The sequence below is a fragment of the Janthinobacterium sp. PSRC1-1 genome, assembly GCF_049897525.1.
Classification (GTDB): Bacteria; Pseudomonadota; Gammaproteobacteria; order Burkholderiales; family Burkholderiaceae_D; genus Janthinobacterium; species Janthinobacterium tructae.
In genome coordinates, this window is the sequence record NZ_JAFCWK010000001.1 from 242,706 (window position 1) to 263,785 (window position 21,080).

20 protein-coding genes are annotated in these 21,080 nt (G+C 63.2%); 12 read left to right on the top strand and 8 right to left on the bottom strand.

Going from position 1 to position 21,080, the window contains the following annotated elements; genetic code table 11:
- Positions 1–40: 40 nt before the first annotated feature.
- Together ACP7DW_RS01090 and ACP7DW_RS01095 are read left to right on the top strand one after the other, a co-directional pair.
- Complete coding sequence (locus tag ACP7DW_RS01090) at positions 41–607, top strand: sigma-70 family RNA polymerase sigma factor (protein WP_426053750.1); 567 nt, start codon at positions 41–43, stop codon at positions 605–607.
- Entirely contained in the window at positions 604–1,353 is a 750-nt protein-coding gene (locus tag ACP7DW_RS01095; RefSeq protein WP_426053749.1) for a hypothetical protein, read from the top strand. Before ACP7DW_RS01090 ends, ACP7DW_RS01095 begins: the two co-directional genes overlap by 4 nt.
- A 6-nt stretch (positions 1,354–1,359) precedes the next feature.
- Here ACP7DW_RS01095 and ACP7DW_RS01100 read toward each other — a convergent pair whose 3' ends face one another.
- Positions 1,360–2,505, bottom strand: a complete 1,146-nt coding sequence (locus tag ACP7DW_RS01100) for an MFS transporter (protein ID WP_426053748.1) — start codon at positions 2,503–2,505, stop codon at positions 1,360–1,362.
- Positions 2,506–2,791: 286 nt separating this feature from the next.
- Here ACP7DW_RS01100 and ACP7DW_RS01105 point away from each other — a divergent pair, with 286 nt between their 5' ends.
- From ACP7DW_RS01105 to ACP7DW_RS01145, 9 genes are all read left to right on the top strand, one after another.
- Positions 2,792–3,559 carry a gamma-glutamyl-gamma-aminobutyrate hydrolase family protein gene (locus tag ACP7DW_RS01105; protein WP_426053747.1) on the top strand — a complete coding sequence of 256 codons (768 nt, stop codon included), beginning with the start codon at positions 2,792–2,794 and terminating at the stop codon, positions 3,557–3,559.
- Positions 3,560–3,626: 67 nt separating this feature from the next.
- Positions 3,627–4,997 carry a glutamine synthetase family protein gene (locus tag ACP7DW_RS01110; RefSeq protein WP_071075305.1) on the top strand — a complete coding sequence of 457 codons (1,371 nt, stop codon included), beginning with the start codon at positions 3,627–3,629 and terminating at the stop codon, positions 4,995–4,997.
- Between the two features lie 12 nt (positions 4,998–5,009).
- On the top strand, positions 5,010–6,470 hold the full coding sequence (locus tag ACP7DW_RS01115) for an aspartate aminotransferase family protein (protein ID WP_426053746.1): 1,461 nt from the start codon (positions 5,010–5,012) through the stop codon (positions 6,468–6,470).
- Positions 6,471–6,681: 211 nt separating this feature from the next.
- Entirely contained in the window at positions 6,682–7,830 is a 1,149-nt protein-coding gene (locus ACP7DW_RS01120; RefSeq protein ID WP_426053745.1) for an ABC transporter ATP-binding protein, read from the top strand.
- Positions 7,831–7,838: 8 nt separating this feature from the next.
- On the top strand, positions 7,839–8,768 hold the full coding sequence (locus ACP7DW_RS01125) for an ABC transporter permease subunit (RefSeq protein ID WP_426053924.1): 930 nt from the start codon (positions 7,839–7,841) through the stop codon (positions 8,766–8,768).
- Positions 8,765–9,616, top strand: coding sequence for an ABC transporter permease (locus ACP7DW_RS01130; RefSeq protein WP_426053744.1), 852 nt, complete (start codon positions 8,765–8,767; stop codon positions 9,614–9,616). Before ACP7DW_RS01125 ends, ACP7DW_RS01130 begins: the two co-directional genes overlap by 4 nt.
- A gap of 30 nt (positions 9,617–9,646) precedes the next feature.
- A complete protein-coding gene (locus ACP7DW_RS01135) occupies positions 9,647–11,134 on the top strand; it encodes an aldehyde dehydrogenase (RefSeq protein ID WP_426053743.1) in 1,488 nt (495 codons plus the stop codon).
- Between the two features lie 353 nt (positions 11,135–11,487).
- Positions 11,488–12,600, top strand: a complete 1,113-nt coding sequence (locus tag ACP7DW_RS01140) for a type II toxin-antitoxin system HipA family toxin (protein ID WP_426053742.1) — start codon at positions 11,488–11,490, stop codon at positions 12,598–12,600.
- A 1-nt stretch (position 12,601) separates the two neighbouring features.
- Complete coding sequence (locus ACP7DW_RS01145) at positions 12,602–12,934, top strand: helix-turn-helix transcriptional regulator (RefSeq protein ID WP_426053741.1); 333 nt, start codon at positions 12,602–12,604, stop codon at positions 12,932–12,934.
- Between the two features lie 6 nt (positions 12,935–12,940).
- Here ACP7DW_RS01145 and panB read toward each other — a convergent pair whose 3' ends face one another.
- From panB to ACP7DW_RS01175, 6 genes are all read right to left on the bottom strand, one after another.
- Positions 12,941–13,816, bottom strand: coding sequence for a 3-methyl-2-oxobutanoate hydroxymethyltransferase (panB, locus tag ACP7DW_RS01150; protein ID WP_242428255.1), 876 nt, complete (start codon positions 13,814–13,816; stop codon positions 12,941–12,943).
- 108 nt (positions 13,817–13,924) lie between these two features.
- Positions 13,925–14,401, bottom strand: a complete 477-nt coding sequence (folK, locus tag ACP7DW_RS01155; RefSeq protein ID WP_426053740.1) for a 2-amino-4-hydroxy-6-hydroxymethyldihydropteridine diphosphokinase — start codon at positions 14,399–14,401, stop codon at positions 13,925–13,927.
- Positions 14,401–15,774 carry a polynucleotide adenylyltransferase PcnB gene (gene pcnB / locus ACP7DW_RS01160; RefSeq protein WP_426053739.1) on the bottom strand — a complete coding sequence of 458 codons (1,374 nt, stop codon included), beginning with the start codon at positions 15,772–15,774 and terminating at the stop codon, positions 14,401–14,403. The genes folK and pcnB overlap by 1 nt, the downstream gene beginning before the upstream one ends.
- Positions 15,767–16,438, bottom strand: coding sequence for an HAD family hydrolase (locus ACP7DW_RS01165; protein WP_141172837.1), 672 nt, complete (start codon positions 16,436–16,438; stop codon positions 15,767–15,769). Before ACP7DW_RS01165 ends, pcnB begins: the two co-directional genes overlap by 8 nt.
- Positions 16,438–17,106, bottom strand: coding sequence for a DnaA regulatory inactivator Hda (gene hda, locus ACP7DW_RS01170; protein WP_034788687.1), 669 nt, complete (start codon positions 17,104–17,106; stop codon positions 16,438–16,440). The genes ACP7DW_RS01165 and hda overlap by 1 nt, the downstream gene beginning before the upstream one ends.
- 202 nt (positions 17,107–17,308) lie before the next feature.
- Positions 17,309–18,391, bottom strand: a complete 1,083-nt coding sequence (locus ACP7DW_RS01175; protein ID WP_116745689.1) for an AI-2E family transporter — start codon at positions 18,389–18,391, stop codon at positions 17,309–17,311.
- 188 nt (positions 18,392–18,579) lie between these two features.
- On the opposite strand from ACP7DW_RS01175, the gene purM reads away from it, so the two are divergent.
- Positions 18,580–19,623: a phosphoribosylformylglycinamidine cyclo-ligase gene (gene purM / locus ACP7DW_RS01180; RefSeq protein WP_092796783.1), complete on the top strand. Its 1,044-nt coding sequence runs from the start codon at positions 18,580–18,582 to the stop codon at positions 19,621–19,623.
- A gap of 67 nt (positions 19,624–19,690) precedes the next feature.
- Here the strand turns inward: purM and ACP7DW_RS01185 are convergent, their stop codons facing one another.
- Positions 19,691–21,022, bottom strand: coding sequence for an MFS transporter (locus tag ACP7DW_RS01185; protein WP_426053738.1), 1,332 nt, complete (start codon positions 21,020–21,022; stop codon positions 19,691–19,693).
- Between the last annotated feature and the right edge of the window lie 58 nt (positions 21,023–21,080).

A 21,080-nucleotide genomic window follows, 5' to 3' on the forward strand; every position in this document is an offset into this window, starting at 1 on the left:
GAAATTGTCGCCGCCGCGCAGTTCGGCTACACTGCTTCGCATGCCCGACACTTTACTCACCGCCACGGATGAAGACCTGATGCTGCGCTACGGCGCCGGCGACCTGCCGTCGTTTCGCGAATTGTACCGGCGCCATAGCCAGGGCCTGTACCGCTTCGTGGCCTGGCGTGCGCCGCGCCGCGCGTGGGTCGACGAGATCGTGCAGGATGCGTGGGCCAGCCTGCATGCGGCGCGCGCCGGCTACCAGCCGCAGGCGGCGTTTCGCACCTATCTGTATCAGATCGCACGCAACCGCCTGATCGACCTCCTGCGCCAGCGGGAAGGACAGGAACATGACGATGTGGACGAACTGGCCGACGAGCGCGCATCGCCGCCGCAGTCGCTGGAGCAGAAACAGCGGCATGCGCTGCTGCATGCGGCCATCGCGGCGCTGCCCGTGGAACAAAAGGAGGCGCTGGTGCTGCAGCAGTTCAGCGGCATGAGCATCCAGGATATCGCCGTGGTGACGGGGGCGGAAGCGGAAACCGTCAAGAGCCGGCTGCGCTACGCCATGCAGAAATTGCGCGCGGGCTTGGACAGCGCTGCGGACGCGGAAGGACAGGCATGAATACGCACGATCAAGATAACGACGAGCCGAATGACGAGGAATTGAACGCGCTGCTGGCCAGTCTGCCGCAGCCCGCGCCTTCCAGCGCGCTCGATGCGGCCATTCTGGCCGACGCGGAAAAAGCCTTGCCGCAACCGGTCGCCGCGAACGACAGCGCCGATGGCGTGCTGCGCACCTTGCCCGTCAAGAAGGCGCCCGACTACCTGCAGCGCTGGCGCATTCCGCTGGGACTGGCGGCGGCCGTGCTGCTGACGGTCAATCTGATCGGCGTCGACTGGTTCGGCTCGAAGCCGGCGCAATTTCCCGTGGTCGGGGAACCGGTCACGCAGGAGGTGATGCAGGCAGCCGCACCGGTCATTGCACCGGCCGCTGCACCTGCGACTGAGTTTGCGCCACTAGCGCCAGCACCGCGCGCCGCCGCCAAACCAGCGCCGCCGCCACCACCGCCGCCAGCCACGGACCTGCAACAGGCAATGGAGCAGCAAGCCGCCATGCAGGCCGAATCGAGCCTGCGGCGCCAGGCACCGGTGCAGCGCGCGCTGGCCATGCCCGCTCCCGCCGCGGCAAAGTCGGCGCCGCTGCCGCCGCCGGCCAGGCTCGATGCTGGCGTGTGGCTGGTGAAGATCAACGCCCTGCTCAAGGCGGGTGAGGGTACGCTGGCGCAGGAGGAATGGGCTGCGTTCCGGCAGGCCTATCCCGACTATCCGGTGGCCGAGGAGCTGCGACAGCGGCTGGAGAGTAAGTAAAAAACGCTAGACGATCCCCTTTCTGCGTTCCCACACGGCGCTGCCGACGAAAATGGCGCAGCACACCCACATCACGGCCGGCAGGGCGTTCACGCCCACCGACTGCATCAGCACGCCCGTCAGCAGGGGGCCGCCGCCGCTGGTGACACCCCAGGTGGCGTTGACGATGGCGCTGGCGCTGGTCAGCGACAGTCCCGTGAAGCGCTCGCCGCAGGCCACCAGCGCCAGCATGTAGATGCCGCCCGCCGCCGCGCCCAGCAACAGCAGCAAGGTCCACCACAGCCACGGCGTGCCGACGGCGAACGGCAGCAGCGGCAGCAGCAGGCAGACGGCCACGCCGCAGCCCGCGTGGACTTTGGCGCGGCCGAAGCGGTCGGCCATCCATCCCAGCGCGAATTGCAGGCCCGTGTCGCCCACCAGCACCACGGTGGCCGACAGCAGGGCCAGGTCCGTGCCGATGCCGTGCTCCATCGCGTACAGGGGCAGGAGGCTCAATGCCAGGGTGTCGAACAGGGCAAAGAAGGCGGCACCGAGTACGATCATCGGCATGCGCGGCAAGATCAACGTCCACTTCACGCCCTGTTCTTCCGCTGCGCGTTCCGGGCCGCCGTTCGAGATCAGCATCAGGCCCGGCACGGCCAGCAAGAACAGCAGGCCGCAGGCGGCGAAGCTCCAGCTGATCTTGTCGTTGAACAGCGCCACGAGAGCGGGGCCGATCAGCTGGAAGAAGGTAAAACTGGTGGTGTACATGGCCACCACGCGTCCGCGCGAATTGTCGGGCGCCAGGCGGTTGACCCACGCCTCGCCGATGGTAAACAGCACGCCCATGGCGCCGCCGAACAGGAAGCGCAGCACGCTCCACGCCAGCAGGTGGTCGGTACACTGCATGGCGATCGTCGCCAGCGACGCCACCCACACGGCGCCCAGCATGGTGGCGCGCGCGCCGAAGCGTCCCACCCAGCGCGAGACGAAGGGCGAGGCGGCCAGGATGCCGAGCGCGCTGACGGCCGTGATCATGCCGATGATGTCCGTGCCCACGCCGCGCTGGTGCAGGGTCAGGGCGGTGAGCGGCATGGTCGCGCCCAGGCCCAGGCCGACCACGCCGATGCTGACCACGAGGGCAAAGAAGTCACGCCATGGCATGTGCTTCATGGCCGCCCCCGCAGGGTGAAAAAGGTGCTTGGAAACGCTGGAAAACGGTGTGGATGCATGGGAAAGTAAGGGGGACTTGGCCGGTGGCGCTGGTGTTTGGCGCCGGACGGGCATATGATGATTTTAATAGCAGCAATATTGCAAAGCCGTAGTGTAGGCGATGTGTGCCGCCGTTGGCCACGCCCATCCGTGTGGTCGCCTCCACCGGCTCTGCTGTACAGTGTAGCGAGCGGCAGCGCTGTCTTGGTGCTGTCATTGGATCGTCACGCCAGCGAGGTAGCACTCTATGCGCCGTCCCATCGTTCTCGTCCCCGCCTGCCAGCGCCAGCTTGGCAGTCACGCCTGGCACATGGCGCAGGACAAATACCTGCACGCCGTGCTGCGCGGCGCCGGCTGCATGCCGCTGCTGTTGCCCGCCTTGGGCCTGGACGCCGACCTGGAAGCGGCGCTGCAGATCGCCGATGGCGTCATGCTGACCGGTTCCGCCTCGAACGTCGACGCTCGCCTGTATGGCGAAGACATCCTGCATCCCGACCTGCCGCAAGATCCCGCGCGCGACGCCACCACCTTGCCCCTGATCCGCGCCGCGCTGGCGCGCCAGCTGCCCTTGCTCGCCATCTGCCGCGGCTTCCATGAGGTGAACGTGGCCCTGGGCGGCAGCCTGCACCAGGCCGTGCACGCCGTGCCGGGCATGCTGGACCACCGCGAGAATGTGCTCGATCCCCTGGCGCGCCAGTACGCGCCCGCGCACCGCATCAAGCTGATGCCGGACGGCCTGCTGTCACGGCTGCTGGGCGGCGAGAGCGAAATGATGGTCAATTCCCTGCATGGCCAGGGCATCGCCCGACTGGCCGATGGCTTGCTGGTGGATGCCCTGGCCGACGACGGCCTGGTGGAAGCCTATACGGTGGCCAGCGCCGCCGGTTTTACGCTGGCCGTGCAATGGCACCCGGAATGGCAGGTGGAAGACAATCCGCAGTCGATGCGCCTGTTCGGCGCCTTTGGCCAGGCTTGCCGCGATTACCAGGAACAGCGGCACAGAAAAAAAGAATGACAGGACGGAATGACATGCGCACCGCCCGCAGTACGCGGTGTTTGATCAAGACCAGCGAGAGGGAAACATGGCAATACGTGAAAATTTCACCTATACGGATATGGATTTGTGGCTCAATGAAAAGCGCGTCACGGAAATTGAATGCCTGGTGCCCGACTTGACGGGTGTGGCGCGCGGGAAGATCCTGCCGCGCGGGAAATTCACCCAGGAGCGCGGCATGCGCATCCCGGAGGCGGTGCTGGGCATGACGGTGACGGGCAATTACCCGGTCGACGATGGCGGCTATGACCGCGCCATTTCCAGCACCGACCGCGACATGATTTTAAAAGCCGATCCCACCACCATCACCATGGTGCCGTGGGCCACGGACCCCACCGCGCAAGTCATCCACGACTGCTATTTTTCCGATGGCGCGCTGGTTGATTTTGCGCCAAGATCCGTGCTGCGGCGTGTGCTGAAACTGTATGCGGACAAGGGCTGGAAGCCCGTGGTGGCGCCGGAGCTGGAGTTCTACCTGACGGCGAAAAACACGGACCCCGACTTGCCGCTGAAGCCGCCCATCGGCCGCAGCGGCCGGGCCGAGACCAGCCGCCAGGTGTACAGCATCGACGCCGTCAACGAATTCGACCCGCTGTTCGAGGATATCTACGATTACTGCGAACTGATGAACCTGGACGTCGACACGCTGATCCATGAGATTGGCGCCGGGCAGATGGAAATCAACTTCCTGCACGGCGACCCGCTGGGCCTGGCCGACAAGGTCTTCTTCTTCAAGCGCACCCTGCGCGAAGCGGCGTTAAAACACGATATGTACGCGACCTTCATGGCCAAGCCCATGGCCGGCGAGCCGGGGTCCGCCATGCACGTGCACCAGAGCGTCGTCGATGCGAAGACGGGCTTGAACATCTTCAGCAACGACGATGGTTCGGCCGCGCCCATCTTCAAGCATTACATCGCGGGGCTGCAGCGCTACATGCCATCGGCCATGGCCATCGTCGCGCCCTACGTGAATTCCTACCGCCGCATCGTGCGCCATACGGCCGCACCCATCAACATCCAGTGGGGACTGGACAACCGCACCGTGGGTTTCCGCGTGCCCGAATCGGGCGTGCAGGACAGGCGCGTGGAAAACCGCATCATCGGCGCCGACGCGAATCCCTACCTGGCGCTGGCCGTGACGCTGGCCTGCGGCTACCTCGGCATGACGGAGCAGCTGGAAGCGACGCCGATGATGGTGGGCAGCGCCTACGACATGAAGTTCGAGCTGCCGCAAGGCTTGCCCGAAGCCCTGCAACTGCTGCGCGCGGAAGACAAGCTGCGCACGGTGCTGGGCGAGCGCTTCATCGACGTGTATGCGGCCATCAAGGACCTGGAACATCAGGAATTCATGACGGTCATCAGTCCGTGGGAGCGCGAACATCTTCTGCTCCACGTTTAAGAAAGGATCGCAATGAGCACAACCAACAATCCGCTGGCGCCGAGCGCCGCTTTTGTCTCCTCCGTGGCGCAGAAAAACGCGGCGCCGCAGGTGTACGATACAAACGCCATCCAGAAAATGGATACGGCCCACTACCTGCATCCGTTCACCGATTTCCAGGACCTGGCATCTAAAGGCGCCAGGGTGATCGTGCGCGGCGACGGCGTCTACCTGTGGGATAGCCAGGGCAAGAAAATCGTCGACGGCATGTCGGGCCTGTGGTGCGTCAATGTGGGCTACGGCCGCACGTCGATCTCGCAAGCTGTGTACCGGCAAATGGAGACGCTGCCCTTCTATAACAGCTTCTTTGGCACGACCAATGTGCCGGCCGCGCAGCTGGCGGCCAAGCTGGCGCAGATCTCGCCGCCGCAGTTCCAGCACGTGTTCTTCACCAGTTCGGGCTCGGAAGGCAACGACACGAATCTGCGCATGGTGCGCCGCTACTGGGATATCCTCGGCTACCAGGAACGCCACACCATCATCAGCCGCCACAACGCGTATCACGGCAGCACGGTGGCGGGAGCGTCGCTGGGCGGCATGGATGGCATGCACGCGCAGGGCGGCTTGCCGATACCGGGCATCGCGCATATCGGCCAGCCCAATTACCTGGAAGCGGGCCACGGCTTGACGCCGGAAGCCTTCGGCCTGAAGGCGGCCGGCTGGCTGGAAGACAAGATCCTCGAGATCGGCGCCGACAAGGTGGCCGCCTTCATCGGCGAGCCGGTGCAGGGCGCCGGCGGCGTCATCATCCCGCCATCGACCTACTGGCCCGAGATCCAGCGCATCTGCGACAAGTACGGCATCTTGCTGATCGCCGATGAAGTCATCTGCGGCTTCGGCCGCCTGGGGCGCTGGTTCGGCTCGGAACTGTTCGGCATCAAGCCCGACCTGATCACGTTTGCCAAGGGCGTCACCTCGGGCTATGTGCCGCTGGGCGGCGTGCTGGTGGGCGACAGGGTGGCCAAGGTGCTGATCGAGCAGGGCGGCGAATTCACGCACGGTTTCACGTATTCCGGTCACCCCGTCGCTTGCGCGGCGGCGCTGGAAAACATCCGCATCATCGAGGAAGAGCAACTGGTGGCCAAGGTGGCCGAGGATACGGGACCGTACCTGAAGCAGTGCTTCGCCAGCCTGGGCGAGCATCCGCTGGTGGGCTACGCGGACAGCTGCGGCCTGGTCGCGGGCCTGAACCTGGTGCGCAAGAAGGGCGCCACCGTGCACGAGAACGAGCTGTTCGACGAGGACCAGGGCGTGGGCATGCTCTGCCGCGGCCACATGTTCGACAACGGCGTCATCATGCGCGCCGTGGGCGAGCGCATGATCGTCGCCCCGCCGCTGGTCATGACGCGCGCGCAGATCGATGAAATGGTGGCGTTGATACGGCTGTGCCTGGACAAGACGTATGACGATGTGAAAGCGAAGGGGTGGGTGTAGGTTCGCCGGGGTCAGACCCGCCGGGGGAATACGTCCCAGTGGGACGTATTCCGATCGCGAAGCGACTGACCCCGGATTTCTGCTGAATGTGCCACAGAATTCACAATTTTCGCAGCACATGCGGGTGAGTTCCGCTAAACTTCCATCTTGGCCGCTCCTACAGCGGCCAGTTTTTCATTTTGACACCCTTTTATCCAGAAGCTACCCACACATGACGATAGCAACACCTGCCGCGTCGGCCAGCGACGCCCCAGCGCCTTTCTTGCTGATTGATCAGCTGGTCAAGGAATTCGATGGCGTGCGCGCCGTCAATGATATTTCCGTGACGATCAACCAGGGCGAGATCTTCGCCCTGCTCGGTAGTTCAGGGTGCGGCAAGTCGACCCTGCTGCGCATGCTGGCTGGCTTCGAGACGCCGACGTCGGGGCGCATCGCGCTGGCGGGCAACAGCATCGTCGATGTGCCGCCGCACCAGCGTCCCATCAACATGATGTTCCAGTCGTACGCGCTGTTCCCGCACCTGTCCGTGTGGGACAACATCGCCTTCGGCCTGCGCCGCGACGGCTTGCCGAAAGCGGAAGTGGCGGCGCGCGTCGAGCAGATGCTGGCGCTGGTGCAGCTGGGCCAGTATGCGAAGCGCAAGCCGCACCAGCTGTCGGGTGGGCAGCAGCAGCGCGTGGCGCTGGCGCGCAGCCTGGCCAAGCGGCCGCAGTTGCTGCTGCTCGACGAGCCGCTCGGTGCGCTCGATAAAAAACTGCGTGAACGCACGCAGATGGAACTGGTCAACATCATCGAACAGGTGGGCGTCACCTGCGTGATGGTCACGCACGACCAGGATGAAGCGATGAGCATGGCCACGCGCATCGCCGTCATGAGTGAAGGGCGCATCCTGCAGGTGGGCGCACCAGGCGAAATCTACGAGACGCCGAATTGCCGTTTTGTGGCCGACTTCATCGGCAGCGTGAACCTGTTCGACGGGCGCATCACGGAAGACGAGCCCGATCACGTGGTGATCGCCACGCCCGATGGCGAGCACTATGTTGCGCACGGCATCACGGGTAACCTGGGCATGGATGTCTCGGTGGCCGTACGCCCCGAAAAAATCGGCATCCAGATCGCGCCACCGACATTGGAAGAGCGCTCGTCGCCGGCCGAACACGGCTATAACTGCGCGCAGGGCGTGATCGTCGCCATGGCGTATTTTGGCAATGAAACCAGCTACCACGTGCGCCTCGACAGCGGCACGGTGGTGAAAGTCTCGCGCACCAACGCGGCCCGCCACGACGCCGCGCGCCTGGAGCGCGAACAGCGCGTGTGGGTGTGGTGGGATGGCGCCGACATCGTCGTGCTGACCAGCTGAGGCCCGTGATGACTTCCCTCCTGCAATCGCTGCGCAGCCTGGTCACGCTGCGTTGGGTCACCGGGCGCAACGCCGTCATCGCCGTGCCGTCGCTGTTCCTCGCTGCCGCCTTTCTGGTGCCCTTCCTGATCGTGCTGCGCATCAGCCTGTCCGACATGGATACGGCGGGCAGCCCGTTCGGCGGCTTGCTGTCGTACGTCGACGGCATCGTCGTGCTGAAGGTGAAAATCGCCAACTACCTGTTCATCGCCGCCGATGAACTGTACCTGCTCACCTACCTCAGTTCCATCAAGTACGCGGCCATCACCACGGCCATCTGTCTGTGCATCGGCTACCCGTTCGCCTACTTCATGGCGCGCGCCAAACCGTCGATCCGACCCGTGCTGATGCTGCTGGTGATGCTGCCGTTCTGGACCTCGTTCCTGCTGCGCGTGTATGCGTGGAAGGGCATCCTGGCCAACCACGGCTTGCTCAACGACCTGCTGATCGCCCTGGGCGTAGTCAGCGAACCGCTGCACATGATGAATACCTCATTCTCGCTGGTGGTCGGCATGGTATATGCCTACCTGCCGTTCATGATCCTGCCCCTGTATGCGAATCTGGTGAAAATGGACGTGCGCTACCTGGAAGCGGCGGCCGACCTGGGCGCCACGCCCTTGCAGGCGTTCTGGCGCATCACCGTGCCGCTGTCGAAATCGGGCATCATCGCCGGCGCCATGCTGGTGTTCATCCCGTCCGTGGGCGAATACGTGATTCCCGAGCTGCTGGGCGGCCCGGAAACCTTGATGATCGGCCGCGTGCTGTGGGATGAGTATTTCACGAATAACGACTGGGCCATGGCGTCGTCGGTGACGGTGCTGGTGGTCTTGCTGATCCTCGTGCCGATGGCCATTTTTAACAAATACAAGACGGACCAGGACGCGGAGGAGCGCACATGAACGGACGTAATTTCCTGCAGCGCTGGTTCGGGCGCGGCTGGCTTTCGCTCGGCTATCTGTTCCTCTACCTGCCCATCTTCGTGCTGATCGTCTTTTCGTTCAACAGCTCGCGCCAGGACATGGTGTGGAGCGGCTTTTCGCTGCGCTGGTACCGCGAGTTGATGAGCGATACGCAGATCATCTCGGGTTTCGCTCTGTCGCTGAAGATTGCCTTCATGTCGGCGACGTCTTCCGTCATCCTCGGCACGTTCGCCGCCTTCGCGCTGAGCAATTACCAGCGCTTCCGCGGCCGCACCCTGTTTTCATCCATGGTCAGCGCGCCTTTGGTGATGCCGGAAGTGATCATCGGCCTGTCCTTGCTGCTGATGCTGGTGTCCATGCAAAAGGTCTTCGGTTTCCCCGAGCGGGGCGTGCTGACGATGTGGTTCGGTCACACCCTGCTGGGCATGGCGTATGCGGCCGTGGTGGTGCAGTCGCGCCTGCAGGAGATGAGCAAGTCCCTGGCCGAAGCGGCCATGGACTTGGGCTGCCGCGCGCACCAGGTGTTCTTCCTCGTGACCCTGCCGAACATCACGCAGGCGCTGGCCTCGGCCTGGCTGCTGACGTTCACCCTGTCGCTCGATGACGTGGTGCTGTCGGCCTTTTTGTCCGGCCCCGGTTCGACGACCATGCCGCTGGTGATCTTCTCGCGCGCGCGCCTGGGGCTCGATCCGCGCGTCAATGCCATCGCCGCGCTGACGATACTGGTGGTGACGCTCGCCGTGATCGTGTATGCCGTGCTGCTGGCGCGCGCCGACCGGCAGCGCCGCAAGCAACTGTCTGCGGCCTATCTGCCGGATCAGGAGTAAGCTGGCGTTTTCACCTTTCAGGAGACGACCATGACGGAAAACACCAGCTGGCATGCACGGGCCGCAGCGCTCACGATCGATGGACGCGCCTTCATCAATGGCGAGCGGGTCGCGGCCAGGTCCGGCCAGGCTTTCGACAATCTGTCGCCCATCGACGGGCGCCTGCTGGGGCAGGTGGCGCGCTGCGATGGCGCCGACGTGGATGCGGCCGTGCTGGCCGCGCGCGCCGCTTTTGACGACCGCCGCTGGGCCGGCAAGTCGCCGGCGCAGCGCAAGCGGATATTGATCAAGTTCGCCGACCTGGTGCAGCAGAACGGCCCCGAACTGGCCCTGCTGGAAACGCTGGACATGGGCAAACCGATCAAGTACAGCCAGAGCGTGGACGTGGGCGCCACGGCCAACTGCCTGCGCTGGTATGGCGAGGCGATCGACAAGGTCTACGATGAAATCGCCCCCACTCCCGCCAACAGCCTGGCCCTGATCACGCGCGAACCGGTAGGCGTCGTCGCCGCCATCGTGCCGTGGAATTACCCGATGATCATGGCGGCCTGGAAGATCGCGCCGGCGCTTGCGGCCGGCAACAGCGTGATCTTGAAACCGTCCGAAAAATCGCCATTGACGGCGCTGCGCCTGGCCGACATCGCGCTCGAAGCGGGCGTGCCGGCCGGCGTCTTTAACGTGTTGCCCGGTTACGGCCATGAGGCCGGCGCCGCGCTGGCGCTGCACATGGATGTCGATTGCATCGGCTTTACGGGTTCCACGCGCACGGGCAAGTTGATCGTGCAGATGGCGGGCCAGTCGAACTTGAAACGGGCCTGGACGGAACTGGGCGGCAAGTCCGCCAACATCGTCTGCGCCGATTGCCCGGACCTGGACAAGGCCGTGGCGGCCGCCGTCGGTTCCATCTTCTTCAACCAGGGCGAAAGCTGCAATGCGCCATCGCGCCTGTTCGTCGAAGAATCGATCAAGGATGCATTTATCACCAGGGCGCTGGCCATGCTGCCCCGTTTCCAGCCGGGCGATCCGCTCGACGACGCCACCGTCATGGGCGCGATTGTCGACGCCACGCAGATGAACACGGTGATGGGCTATATCGCGGCCGGCAAGAGCGAAGGCGCGACCTTGCTGGGCGGCGGCGAGGCCGTGCGCCTTGAGACGGGCGGCTATTACGTGCAGCCGACCATCTTCGGCGTGGACGCGGGCATGACGATCGCGCGCGAAGAGATCTTCGGGCCTGTCTTGTCCGTGCTGGGCTTTACGGATCTCGCCGACGCCATCCAACAGGCCAACGCCACGCCGTACGGCTTGCAGGCGGCCGTGTGGACCTCCGACATCAGCAAGGCGATCCAGACGGCGCGCGCCCTGCGTGCCGGCACCGTGCACGTCAACCAGTACGACGGCGACGACATCACCGTGCCGTTCGGCGGCTACAAGCAGTCGGGCAACGGGCGCGACAAGTCATTGCACGCGCTGGATAAATACACGGAGCTGAAGACGACGTGGATACAGGTGGGATAATTTCTATAAGGTACTTAAAAGGGCTAATTAAGGGTGTTGCCCGCTTAAAATAGTTCTTTTAGGTGCCATTAAATTTTTTATGGCGCTACCCTTGTTACGATTTGGATCGTATAAGTGCTAATTTAGAGATAAACTGAACACAATTAGCTGCTATAAGATCCAGTGGAGCCGCCATGCAATGCCATTTTCAAATTTTTCATGATGATGCGTGGCACGATTGCGCATCGCTGACTTTGCTTGAGCCTGCAGGCGGCAATCCACGCACCGCCGCCCTGTTCGAGTATGACCTCGATTATGCCTTCTTCAAGCTGGAGAGTGGACCTGTCTCGCTGCGTTTTCCCGTCACGGCAGAGATGCAGAAGCTGGCGCAATGGCCAGCCTTTCTCTTTGATCTGATTCCCCAGGGAAGCGGACGGCAATATCTGCTTGGGCAGCTGCAACTGGCCGATGGTCCGGCTGCCGATTTTCCGCTGGCGTGTGCCGGCGCATTCAATCCCGTCGGGCGCGTGCGCATCGCCGAGGCCGTGCAGTACTACGCACAACATATGAATCGCCATGACAAGGGCAAGCCGCTGGCCGGCTTTTCACTGGATGAGATTATCGGTCGCGGCGATGCCTTCAATGAGCGCATGCTGATGCATGCCATGCTGGCCGCCGGCAGTCTGGGGGTGCAAGGCGCGGCGCCGAAATATCTGCTGACCACTGACCATGCCGATCTCTGGCATGCCGATGGCGCCCTGGCGGACCAGGACGCGGCTGCCCATTTCATCGTCAAGCGTCCGCGCGGAAAGACCGCCAGCGACGCCAAGGTATTGAGGAATGAAGCCGCATACATGACTGTGGCGCGCGCGGTGGGCTTGCGCACCGAAGGCCAGCTGCGCTACCAGGACGATACCTTGTTCATTCCCCGTTTTGACCGCCGCATCCGGGATGGAAAAGTGCTGCGGCTGCATCAGGAAAGCGCCGCTTCGCTGGCAGGTATCGTTGGCTTTGAAGCCACGCCTAGCCAGTTCGACCTATTGCAGGCGCTGCGCGCCGTCGTCAGCGACAAGACTGCGGAAACCATCGAATTTCTCAAGCGCGATATCTTGAACCTGGCCATGCGCAATACCGACAATCACGCACGCAATACGGCGGTGCAGCAAATTGGTGCCGAGGTGCGCCTCACGCCACTGTTCGATTTTGCGCCGATGTACCTGGACCCGGATGGCATACCACGCGCGGCGCGCTGGTATCACCCGGATACCAAAAACGAGCTGCATGACTGGACGACGATACTGGCTACGATCGGCATGCCGGACGTGGAGCGCCAGCAGATCCGCCTCGCGCTATACGGATTTTCCCGGCACCTGGTTGCGCTGGAACAGCATATGCGGGAGGCAGGCGTGGATGATGACATCATTGCTTTCCTCCGGCCACATATCGCCGGGCAGATCGAACAGCTCAAGGCATTGGGAGAGCACTGACATGGCGCGTATGAAAAAGAGCGTTGACAAGGAAGAGTTGCGGCAGCGCAGGGCAGTGCTTTACGCAGCCATTGAAGCAGGCGCCGTCACGCTACAGCACGCCGTCAGGGAAATGCGCGCCATCTCGCGCCTGACGCAGGCCCAATTTGCGGAACACCGAGGGGTCAGCCTGAAAACCATCAAGGAGATCGAGAGCGGTAAAGGCAATCCGACCATCCAGACGCTGAACCGTATCGGGCAGTTCTTTGGACTGGAGGTGGCCTTTGTACGCACAGAAACGCTGCGCGAAAAAAAAATCGCCCCGGCAAGTAGCGGGGCGATATCGCCTCAATAGGCTAGATCAGAAGCAGTGTTCCAGCGCCGGGAAGCTGCCATCCTTGACGGCCTTGACATAGCCGGTGACGGCGTCGTCGATGCTGGCCGCGCCTTCCATGAAGTTGCGCACGAAGCGCGCCTTGCGGCCTGGGAACACGCCCAGCATGTCGTGCATGACGAGCACCTGGCCCGAGCAGTCGGGACCGGCGCCGATGCCGATGGTGGGGATGGTCAGCATGTCGGTCACTTCCTTGCCCAGCTGCGACGGCATCGCTTCCATCAGCACGATGGCGGCGCCCGCGTTTTGCAGCGCCAGCGCGTCGTTCTTGAGCTCAGTGGCGCTTTCCGTGCTCTTGCCCTGCACCTTGTAGCCGCCCAGCTGGTGCACCGATTGCGGCGTCAGGCCAATGTGGGCGCAGATGGGGATGCCGCGCTGCGTAAGGAAACGGACGGTCTCGGCCAGCCAGGCGCCGCCTTCGATCTTGATCATGTGCGCGCCAGCCTGCATCAGGATGACGGCGTTGGCATACGCCGTCTCGGGCGTGCCATACGCGCCGAACGGCAGGTCGGCCATGATCATGGCCGACTTGGCGCCGCGCGCCACGGCAGCCGTGTGGTAAGCCAGTTCGGCCACCGTGACGGGCAGGGTGGAGTTGTGGCCGTTGCAGACCATGCCGAGCGAATCGCCGATCAGCAGGATCTCCACGCCGCAGCGGTCCATCAGCGACGCGAAGCTGGCGTCATAGCAGGTCAGCATGGTGATCTTTTCGCGGGCGGCGCGCAGCGTGGCCAGGGTATGGATGGTCACGGCCTTGTTGGCGACAGGCTTGGATGGCGCCGGCGCCGGTGTGGCGGCCTTGTCTTTTGCGGCCAGATCTGTTCCTTGCAAATAAGCGGACATAGGTATTCTCTAGAGTGAAAAGGGGGATGCGATTGCGACGCCGCTAGTGTAGTACTTTATGCGGCGTGCTGCAGGAGCGGCATTGTAGTGTATGTCTGGAGCCGTGGCTCAGAGTTGGCGGATGGCCTGGTCAGCGACGCTTGCCAGGTAGTCCTGCGCCGCCCCGAGGCCGGGCACGACGACGGCGGGCGCCAGTTCGAGCAGCGGCACCAGCACGAAGGCGCGCTCGGTGATGCGTGGATGCGGCACCGTCAGGCTGGCGCTGGCGATGCGTTCATCGCCGTACAGCAGCAAGTCCAGGTCCAGGGTGCGCGGGGCGTTGCGGTAGGGCCGCTCGCGCCCGTGCGCCGCCTCGATGGCGTGCAGCGCCAGCAGCAGCTCTTCGGCAGGCAGGGTGGTCGTGATGCGCGCCACGGCGTTGACGTAGTCGTCACCGCTCGAGTCGATGGGCGCAGTGCGGTAGCTGGACGAGGCGTCCACGAGGGATGCGCCGGGCAGGCGCGCCAGGCGCGCGATCGCATCCTGCACATTCGCGCGCGCGTCGCCCAGGTTGGCGCCGATGCCGATGTAAGCAGTGACGACCATTATTCGTCGCTGCTGCTGCCGGTGGTCGAGCCGCCTGTACCCGTCTTGCTGCGCGTGCTGCGGCGTGGCGGGCGCTTCTTCTTGACGGCGCCCGGCGCGGCATTCGCGCTGACGAGCAGCGCTTCGCGCGTTTCCTCATCGCCCTCATAAAAGGCGGTCCACCACTCGCCGATCTCCATGTCGATCTCGCCCGATGCACAGCGCAGCAGCAGGAAGTCGTAGCCGGCGCGGAAGCGCAGGTGTTCCAGCAGTTTATGCGGCGCCTTGCCGACGCGGCGCTCGAAGCGCGGCTGCATCGACCAGATGTCGCGCATGTCCGAGCCGATCTTGCGCTGCAGGGCCAGTTTTTCCGTTTGCGAATCGAGCACGTCGTCGGCCGCCAGGTGCAGCGCGGGGATGGTCGACTCGCCGGCGGCGCGGTAGGCCGTCCATTTTTCCAGCACCTGGTGCCACAGCAGCGAGGCAAACAGGAAGCCTGGCGAGACGGTCTTGCCGGCGGCGATGCGTTGGTCCGTGGCGTCGAGCGCCAGGGTGACGAATTTCGCGCCCAGCGGCTGCTCCAGCACCACGTCGAGCAGCGGCAGCAAGCCATGATGCAAGCCTTCCTTGCGCAGCTGCTGCAGGCAGGCCAGTGCATGGCCGCTCATCAGCAGTTTCAGCATCTCGTCGAACACGCGCGGCGCGGGCACATTGTTGATCAGCGGCGCCATGATGGGAATCGGCGCGGCCGTATGCGGCTCGATGGTGAATTTCAGCTTGGCGGCGAAGCGCACCACGCGCAGCATGCGTACGGGGTCTTCGCGGTAGCGCTCTTCGGGCTTGCCGATCATGCGCAAGGTCTTGGCGCGGATGTCTTCCACGCCGCCGTGGTAATCGAGCACTTCCTGCGTGGCCGGGTTGTAGTACATGGCGTTGATGGTGAAGTCGCGGCGCAGCGCGTCTTCGTGCTGCAAGCCGAAGGTATTGTCGCGCAGGACGCGGCCATGTTCATCCTTGGGCGCGGAGTCGGCGCCGGCGCCGCGGAAGGTCGTCACTTCCAGCAAATCCTGGCCGAACATCACGTGCACGATCTGGAAGCGCTTGCCGATGATGAAGGCGCGGCGGAACAAGCGCTTGACCTGTTCCGGCGTGGCGTTGGTGGCGATGTCGAAGTCTTTGGGTTTGACGCCCAGCAGCAGGTCGCGCACGGCGCCGCCGACGACAAAGGCCTCGAAGCCCGCTTCCTGCAGGCTGCTGGTGACGCGGATGGCATTCGACGACACCAGTTTCGGGTCGATTCCGTGTTGCGCGGGACCGAACACGATGGGTGTCGTGGTGTCGCGCGCTGCCTCTTTTTTAACGCCGAGGATCTTGCGGATGAATTTTTTAATCATTGAATAAGTGGAGTGATGGCCAGCCGTGGAGGGATGCGTGTGCGCTCAAAGCGGTGTTGGGATTGGTCGCGACAGGGTGGGTCACGACCGACAGCAAGGGAATGTCGTTGTGGGAATCGCTGTAAAAATAGCTGCGCTCGAACTGCCCCAGTTCCTTGCCCATCTTTTCCAGCCAGGCGTGGGTGTGGGTCAGCTTGCCCGCGCCCAGCGTGGGCGTGCCCAGCAGCTTGCCCGTGACGTTGCCTTGCGCGTCATATTCGGGCATGGCGGCCAGCAGGTGCTCGACGCCCAGTGCATCGGCGATGGGTTTGGTGATGAAATGGTTGGTGGCCGTGACGATGGCCAGCAAATCGCCCGCGTCCTGGTGCTGCTTGAGCAGGGCCACGACTTCGGGGCGGATGGACGGCAAGACCACTTCGGCCATGAATTGCCGGTGCAGCGCTTCCAGGCGTTCGCGCGGAAACTGCGCCAGCGTGCCCAGCGAGAATTCCAGGTATTCCACCGGGTCCAGGGTGCCGGCCTGGTACTGCGCGAAAAATTCGTCGTTGCGGCGGGTGAATTCGGCGGCGTCCACGGCACCGATGCGTACCAGGAATTCGCCCCACTCGTGATCCGAGTCGATGGGCAGCAGGGTGTGGTCGAGGTCAAACAGGGCCAGATTCATCATTCTTTCGCTTCCGCCTGCAGCAACTCGCGCAACAATGGCAAGGTGATCGGGCGTTGGGTTTCAAGGGAGTAGAGGTCGAGAGAGTCCAGCATCGTCGACAGCGAACGCATGTCGCGCCGGAAATGGGACAGCAGATAGGGTAACACGCCCGGCGACAAGGTCAAGCCGCGGGTGGTGGCCGCCTGGGTCAGGGCGGCGATTTTTTCATCGTCGGTCAAGCCGTGGATTTGATAGATCAGGCCCCAGCCCATGCGCGTGCGCAAGTCTTCGCGCACGGGCAGCACGGCTGGCGGCACGGCGCCGCTGCACACCATATAGGCCTTGTTGGCGCGGATTTCATTGAACAGGGCAAACGCATCGATCTGCGCCAGCGGCGACAGTTTTTCGCAGTCGTCGAGCAGGTACAGGTCGACGTCGGGCGAATACACGAATTCGGACTCGATCGAGAACGGCGAAATATAGCGCGCGCGCTCGGTGCTGGCCAGGGCCTTGAGCAGATGGCTCTTGCCGGCGGCCAGTTCGCCCCACAGGTAGGCAAAATGTTCGCGCGACGTGCGCGCGGCGAACTGGCGCATCAGCTGCGCCACTTCGGCATTCTGTCCCACCTCGAAGGTATCGAGGCTGTGCGCCTGGTCTGTGCCTAAATCGAGCACCAGTTGTTTCATGGCGTACGCCTTGTCCTGTTTTTCATTACTGCTTGAGCGTCGTCGTCGCTGTTGTTAGTTTCATATTGTAGCCGTATCGGGTGCCTGACAGAAGCGTAGCGAGCGGCAGCGATTTGTGGCCGAGAAGCGCAACCGTGCTGGAGCACGGTGAGCATCGCCGGCCGCAAAGCGCGACGCGCAGTAGCTTATGTCAGTCACCTTGTCATGCATTATAGAAGCTGCTGGACAGGTAGTGGCGTCTTAGATGCTTAAAAGCGACCATCAACACGGCAGAAGCGGGTAAAGCGAGCAAAACGCCGACGAAACCGAATAATTGTCCGAAGGCTAATAAGGCAAAGATCACGGCCAGCGGGTTCAGACCGATGCGCTCGCCCACCAGGCGCGGCGTGAGGAAAAAGCCTTCGATCACCTGGCCGCAGCCGTAGATGACGGCCACGGCGATCACGCCGCTCCAGTCGGCAAACTGCAGCAGGGCGGCGATCAGGGCCAGCATCAGTCCCAGGCCGAAGCCCAGGTAGGGGATGAACACCAGCAAGCCCGTGATGATGCCCACAGGCAATGCCACTTCAAAACCGGCGATGGCCAGCGCCACCGAGTAATACGTGGCCAGCACCAGCATGACGAGCAACTGGCCGCGCAGGTATTGCGCCAGCAGGGTGTCGACTTCCTGCGCCATGCCCACCGTGCGGCCCACCCAGCGGCGCGGCACGGCGCCGGCGATGCGCGCCAGCATCGGATGCCAGTCCAGCAACAGGTAGAACAACACGACGGGGATCAGCACCACGGTGGCCAGCCAGCCCAGCACGGCCGTGCCGCCGATGCGCGCCGAGGCGAGTACCGTACTCCAGATTTCATCGCCACTGGTGGCCATCTGCTGGCCCAGCATGCGTTTGATGCCCGTGCCGTCGAGGCGCACACGGATGCCCAGGTCACGCAGTTTCGGCGCCAGGAAATCATTCGCCTTGTTCAGGAACTGCGGGATCTGCGCTTGCAGCAAGGGGATTTCCTTTTGCAACACGGGCACGACGATCAGCACCAGCGCGGTAATGGCGAGGAAAAACAACACCACGACGACCAGCACGGCCAGCGGACGGGGCACGTAAAAGCGCTTGTAATGCAGGCGCTGCAAACGGTCGACACCGGGATTGAGCACGTAGGCGAGGATGGCGGCGGCCAGGAAGGGCGTCAGGATGGGGCCCAGGCTGACGAGCAGCAGCAGGAATGCCAGCCAGACCGCGATCCAAAATGCTGTTTGCTTCTGCTCGGCGGTGATGGCGAATGGCATGGAGTTTGTGCTGTTGCGTTAAAAAAAGGCAGTTAATTACGAAATGGCGGGGCAGTTTGATAAAATAGCGACTTGATCGACCGAATTCACCCGCTGGCGTCCTGCCGCACGATGTTGAAAAACATGCTTGCGCGCGCGTGCCGGCGGGTATCCGCCTTCTATTTTACCGCCTCCGCTGCCACCACACCATGAACCAGACTTCTAATGTTTCCCTTTCCTACCGTGACGCTGGCGTCGATATCGACGCAGGCGACGCTTTAGTCGAAGCAATCAAGCCGTTTGCCAAGCGCACCCTGCGCGAAGGCGTGATGGGCGGCCTGGGCGGTTTTGGCGCCATGTTTGAAATCAGCAAGAAGTACAAGGAACCGGTGCTGGTCTCGGGCACCGACGGCGTCGGCACCAAATTGCGCCTGGCGTTCGAACTGAACCGCCATGACACGGTCGGCATCGACCTGGTCGCCATGAGCGTCAACGATATCCTGGTGCAAGGCGCCGAACCGCTGTTCTTCCTCGACTATTTCGCTTGCGGCAAGCTCGACGTGGCCATTGCCACCGACGTCATCAAGGGCATCGCCCAAGGTTGCGAACAAGCTGGCTGCGCATTGATCGGCGGCGAAACGGCGGAAATGCCGAGCATGTACCCGGCCGGCGAATACGACCTGGCAGGTTTTGCCGTCGGCGCCGTGGAAAAATCGAAAATCATCGACGGCACCAAGATCGCGCCGGGCGACGTGGTGCTGGGCCTGGCCTCGTCGGGCGTGCACTCGAACGGTTACTCGCTGGTGCGCAAGATCATCGAAGTGGCGAAACCGGACCTGGAAGGCGACTTCCACGGCCGTAAACTCGCCGACGTGCTGATGCAGCCGACGCGCATCTACGTCAAGCCGCTGCTGGCGCTGATGGATGCCATGGAAGTCAAAGGCATGGTGCACATCACCGGTGGCGGCCTGGTGGAAAACATCCCGCGCGTGCTGCAGCCTGGCCTAGTGGCCGAGCTGGACTCGAAGGCATGGACCATGCCGCCGCTGTTCACGTGGCTGCAACAGCACGGCGGCGTGGCTGACGCCGAAATGCACCGCGTCTTCAACTGCGGCATCGGCATGACCGTCATCGTCTCGCAGGAAAACGCGGACGCCGCCATTGCCCAGTTGCAAGCGGCCGGCGAAACCGTGTCGCGCATCGGCACCATCCGCGCCCGCGTGGGTGACGAGCATCAGACAGTTGTCATCTAAACTGTAGCTTGAACAAACAAGGCAGGCACTCGCGAGAGGCCTGCCTTTTTTTACGTCCCGATGGCGCTTACCTTGCGTGCGCCGGCTTCAGGCGCCCATCCGCCTGCGAACCGCCCCTGCCGATCATGGCCACGCTGACGGCCGAGACGAGCGAGGCGAACAGGATGTAGCCGACGATGTGCCACGGCTCGCCATTGCCCGTTTTCAGCAGGTAGGTGGCGATGATGGGCGTCAGGCCGCTGGCGAAGATGCCGGAGAACTGATAGACGAAGGAGATGCCCGTGTAGCGCACCTTGGCGTCGAACAGGTCGCAGAACAGGGCCGCTTCCGGGCCGTACACGGCCGAATACAGCACGCCCAGCGGGATGATCACGGAACACCACAGCAGCAGCGGATTGTCGGCGTGATGCAGCATGATCCAGAAGGCGGGAATCGACGACACGCCCGTGATCAATGCGCCCCAGAAGAACACCTTGCTGCGGCCGATGCGGTCGGACAGGCGGCCGAAGAACGGGATGCAAAAGCACATCACGACGGCCGACGCCATCACGCCCATCAGCGCTTCCGTGCGGTCGATCTTGATGGTGTTGGTCAGATAGGTGATGGAAAACACGCCGAAGATATTGAAGAAGACGCCGTCGATATAGCGCGCGCCCATGCCTTTCAATACATTGCCCGGATAGCGCTTCAGCAGGTCGAAAAACGGAATCTGCGTCTCCGCGTTCTTCTCTTTCACCGCCTGGAATTCCGGTGTTTCCATCACGTTCAGGCGTATCCACATGCCGATGAAGACCAGGGCGGCCGACAAGATGAACGCCACGCGCCAGCCCCATGACAAAAATTGCGCGTCCGTCAGGCTGTACGACAGGATCGCCACCACGCCGGAAGCGAGGCACAGGCCGATGGCCAGGCCGATCTGCGGCAGGCTGGCATAGAAGCCGCGCTCTTTCGGCGGCGCATATTCATACGCCATCAGCACGGCGCCGCCCCATTCGCCACCGAGGCCGATGCCCTGCAGCACGCGCAGGAACAGCAGCAGGCCCGGTGCCCAGTAGCCGATGTGGTCATAGGTCGGCAGAACGCCGATCAGGAAGGTGGAGACACCCATGATCATCAGGGTCATCACCAGCATGCTCTTGCGGCCGATCTTGTCGCCGAAATGGCCGAAGATCACGCCGCCGATGGGGCGCGACAAAAAGCCCACGGCGAAGGTGCCGTAGGCCAGCATGGTCGAGACGAGCGGATCGCCGCCCGGGAAGTACAGCTTGCTGAACACGATGCCGGCGACGACGCCGTATAAAAAGAAGTCGTACCACTCGATGGTGGCGCCGATCACGCTGGCCATCACGACTTTCCGCAGCTCTTGGGCTTTTTTCGGATTGCTGGGATTGTTGTCCATATCTAGTCTCCAATCGATATCGATTATGTGTGTTTTTTTGATGCCTGGCTTGTCGCCG

What these genes read in the sequence shown, in the direction of transcription:
- ACP7DW_RS01090 (WP_426053750.1), top strand. Translation starts at nt 41, where the DNA reads ATGCCCGACACTTTACTCACCGCCACGGATGAAGACCTGATGCTGCGC.
- ACP7DW_RS01095 (WP_426053749.1), top strand. Translation starts at nt 604, where the DNA reads ATGAATACGCACGATCAAGATAACGACGAGCCGAATGACGAGGAATTG.
- ACP7DW_RS01100 (WP_426053748.1), bottom strand. Translation starts at nt 2,505, where the DNA reads ATGAAGCACATGCCATGGCGTGACTTCTTTGCCCTCGTGGTCAGCATC.
- ACP7DW_RS01105 (WP_426053747.1), top strand. Translation starts at nt 2,792, where the DNA reads ATGCGCCGTCCCATCGTTCTCGTCCCCGCCTGCCAGCGCCAGCTTGGC.
- ACP7DW_RS01110 (WP_071075305.1), top strand. Translation starts at nt 3,627, where the DNA reads ATGGCAATACGTGAAAATTTCACCTATACGGATATGGATTTGTGGCTC.
- ACP7DW_RS01115 (WP_426053746.1), top strand. Translation starts at nt 5,010, where the DNA reads ATGAGCACAACCAACAATCCGCTGGCGCCGAGCGCCGCTTTTGTCTCC.
- ACP7DW_RS01120 (WP_426053745.1), top strand. Translation starts at nt 6,682, where the DNA reads ATGACGATAGCAACACCTGCCGCGTCGGCCAGCGACGCCCCAGCGCCT.
- ACP7DW_RS01125 (WP_426053924.1), top strand. Translation starts at nt 7,839, where the DNA reads ATGACTTCCCTCCTGCAATCGCTGCGCAGCCTGGTCACGCTGCGTTGG.
- ACP7DW_RS01130 (WP_426053744.1), top strand. Translation starts at nt 8,765, where the DNA reads ATGAACGGACGTAATTTCCTGCAGCGCTGGTTCGGGCGCGGCTGGCTT.
- ACP7DW_RS01135 (WP_426053743.1), top strand. Translation starts at nt 9,647, where the DNA reads ATGACGGAAAACACCAGCTGGCATGCACGGGCCGCAGCGCTCACGATC.
- ACP7DW_RS01140 (WP_426053742.1), top strand. Translation starts at nt 11,488, where the DNA reads ATGCAGAAGCTGGCGCAATGGCCAGCCTTTCTCTTTGATCTGATTCCC.
- ACP7DW_RS01145 (WP_426053741.1), top strand. Translation starts at nt 12,602, where the DNA reads ATGGCGCGTATGAAAAAGAGCGTTGACAAGGAAGAGTTGCGGCAGCGC.
- panB (WP_242428255.1), bottom strand. Translation starts at nt 13,816, where the DNA reads ATGTCCGCTTATTTGCAAGGAACAGATCTGGCCGCAAAAGACAAGGCC.
- folK (WP_426053740.1), bottom strand. Translation starts at nt 14,401, where the DNA reads ATGGTCGTCACTGCTTACATCGGCATCGGCGCCAACCTGGGCGACGCG.
- pcnB (WP_426053739.1), bottom strand. Translation starts at nt 15,774, where the DNA reads ATGATTAAAAAATTCATCCGCAAGATCCTCGGCGTTAAAAAAGAGGCA.
- ACP7DW_RS01165 (WP_141172837.1), bottom strand. Translation starts at nt 16,438, where the DNA reads ATGAATCTGGCCCTGTTTGACCTCGACCACACCCTGCTGCCCATCGAC.
- hda (WP_034788687.1), bottom strand. Translation starts at nt 17,106, where the DNA reads ATGAAACAACTGGTGCTCGATTTAGGCACAGACCAGGCGCACAGCCTC.
- ACP7DW_RS01175 (WP_116745689.1), bottom strand. Translation starts at nt 18,391, where the DNA reads ATGCCATTCGCCATCACCGCCGAGCAGAAGCAAACAGCATTTTGGATC.
- purM (WP_092796783.1), top strand. Translation starts at nt 18,580, where the DNA reads ATGAACCAGACTTCTAATGTTTCCCTTTCCTACCGTGACGCTGGCGTC.
- ACP7DW_RS01185 (WP_426053738.1), bottom strand. Translation starts at nt 21,022, where the DNA reads ATGGACAACAATCCCAGCAATCCGAAAAAAGCCCAAGAGCTGCGGAAA.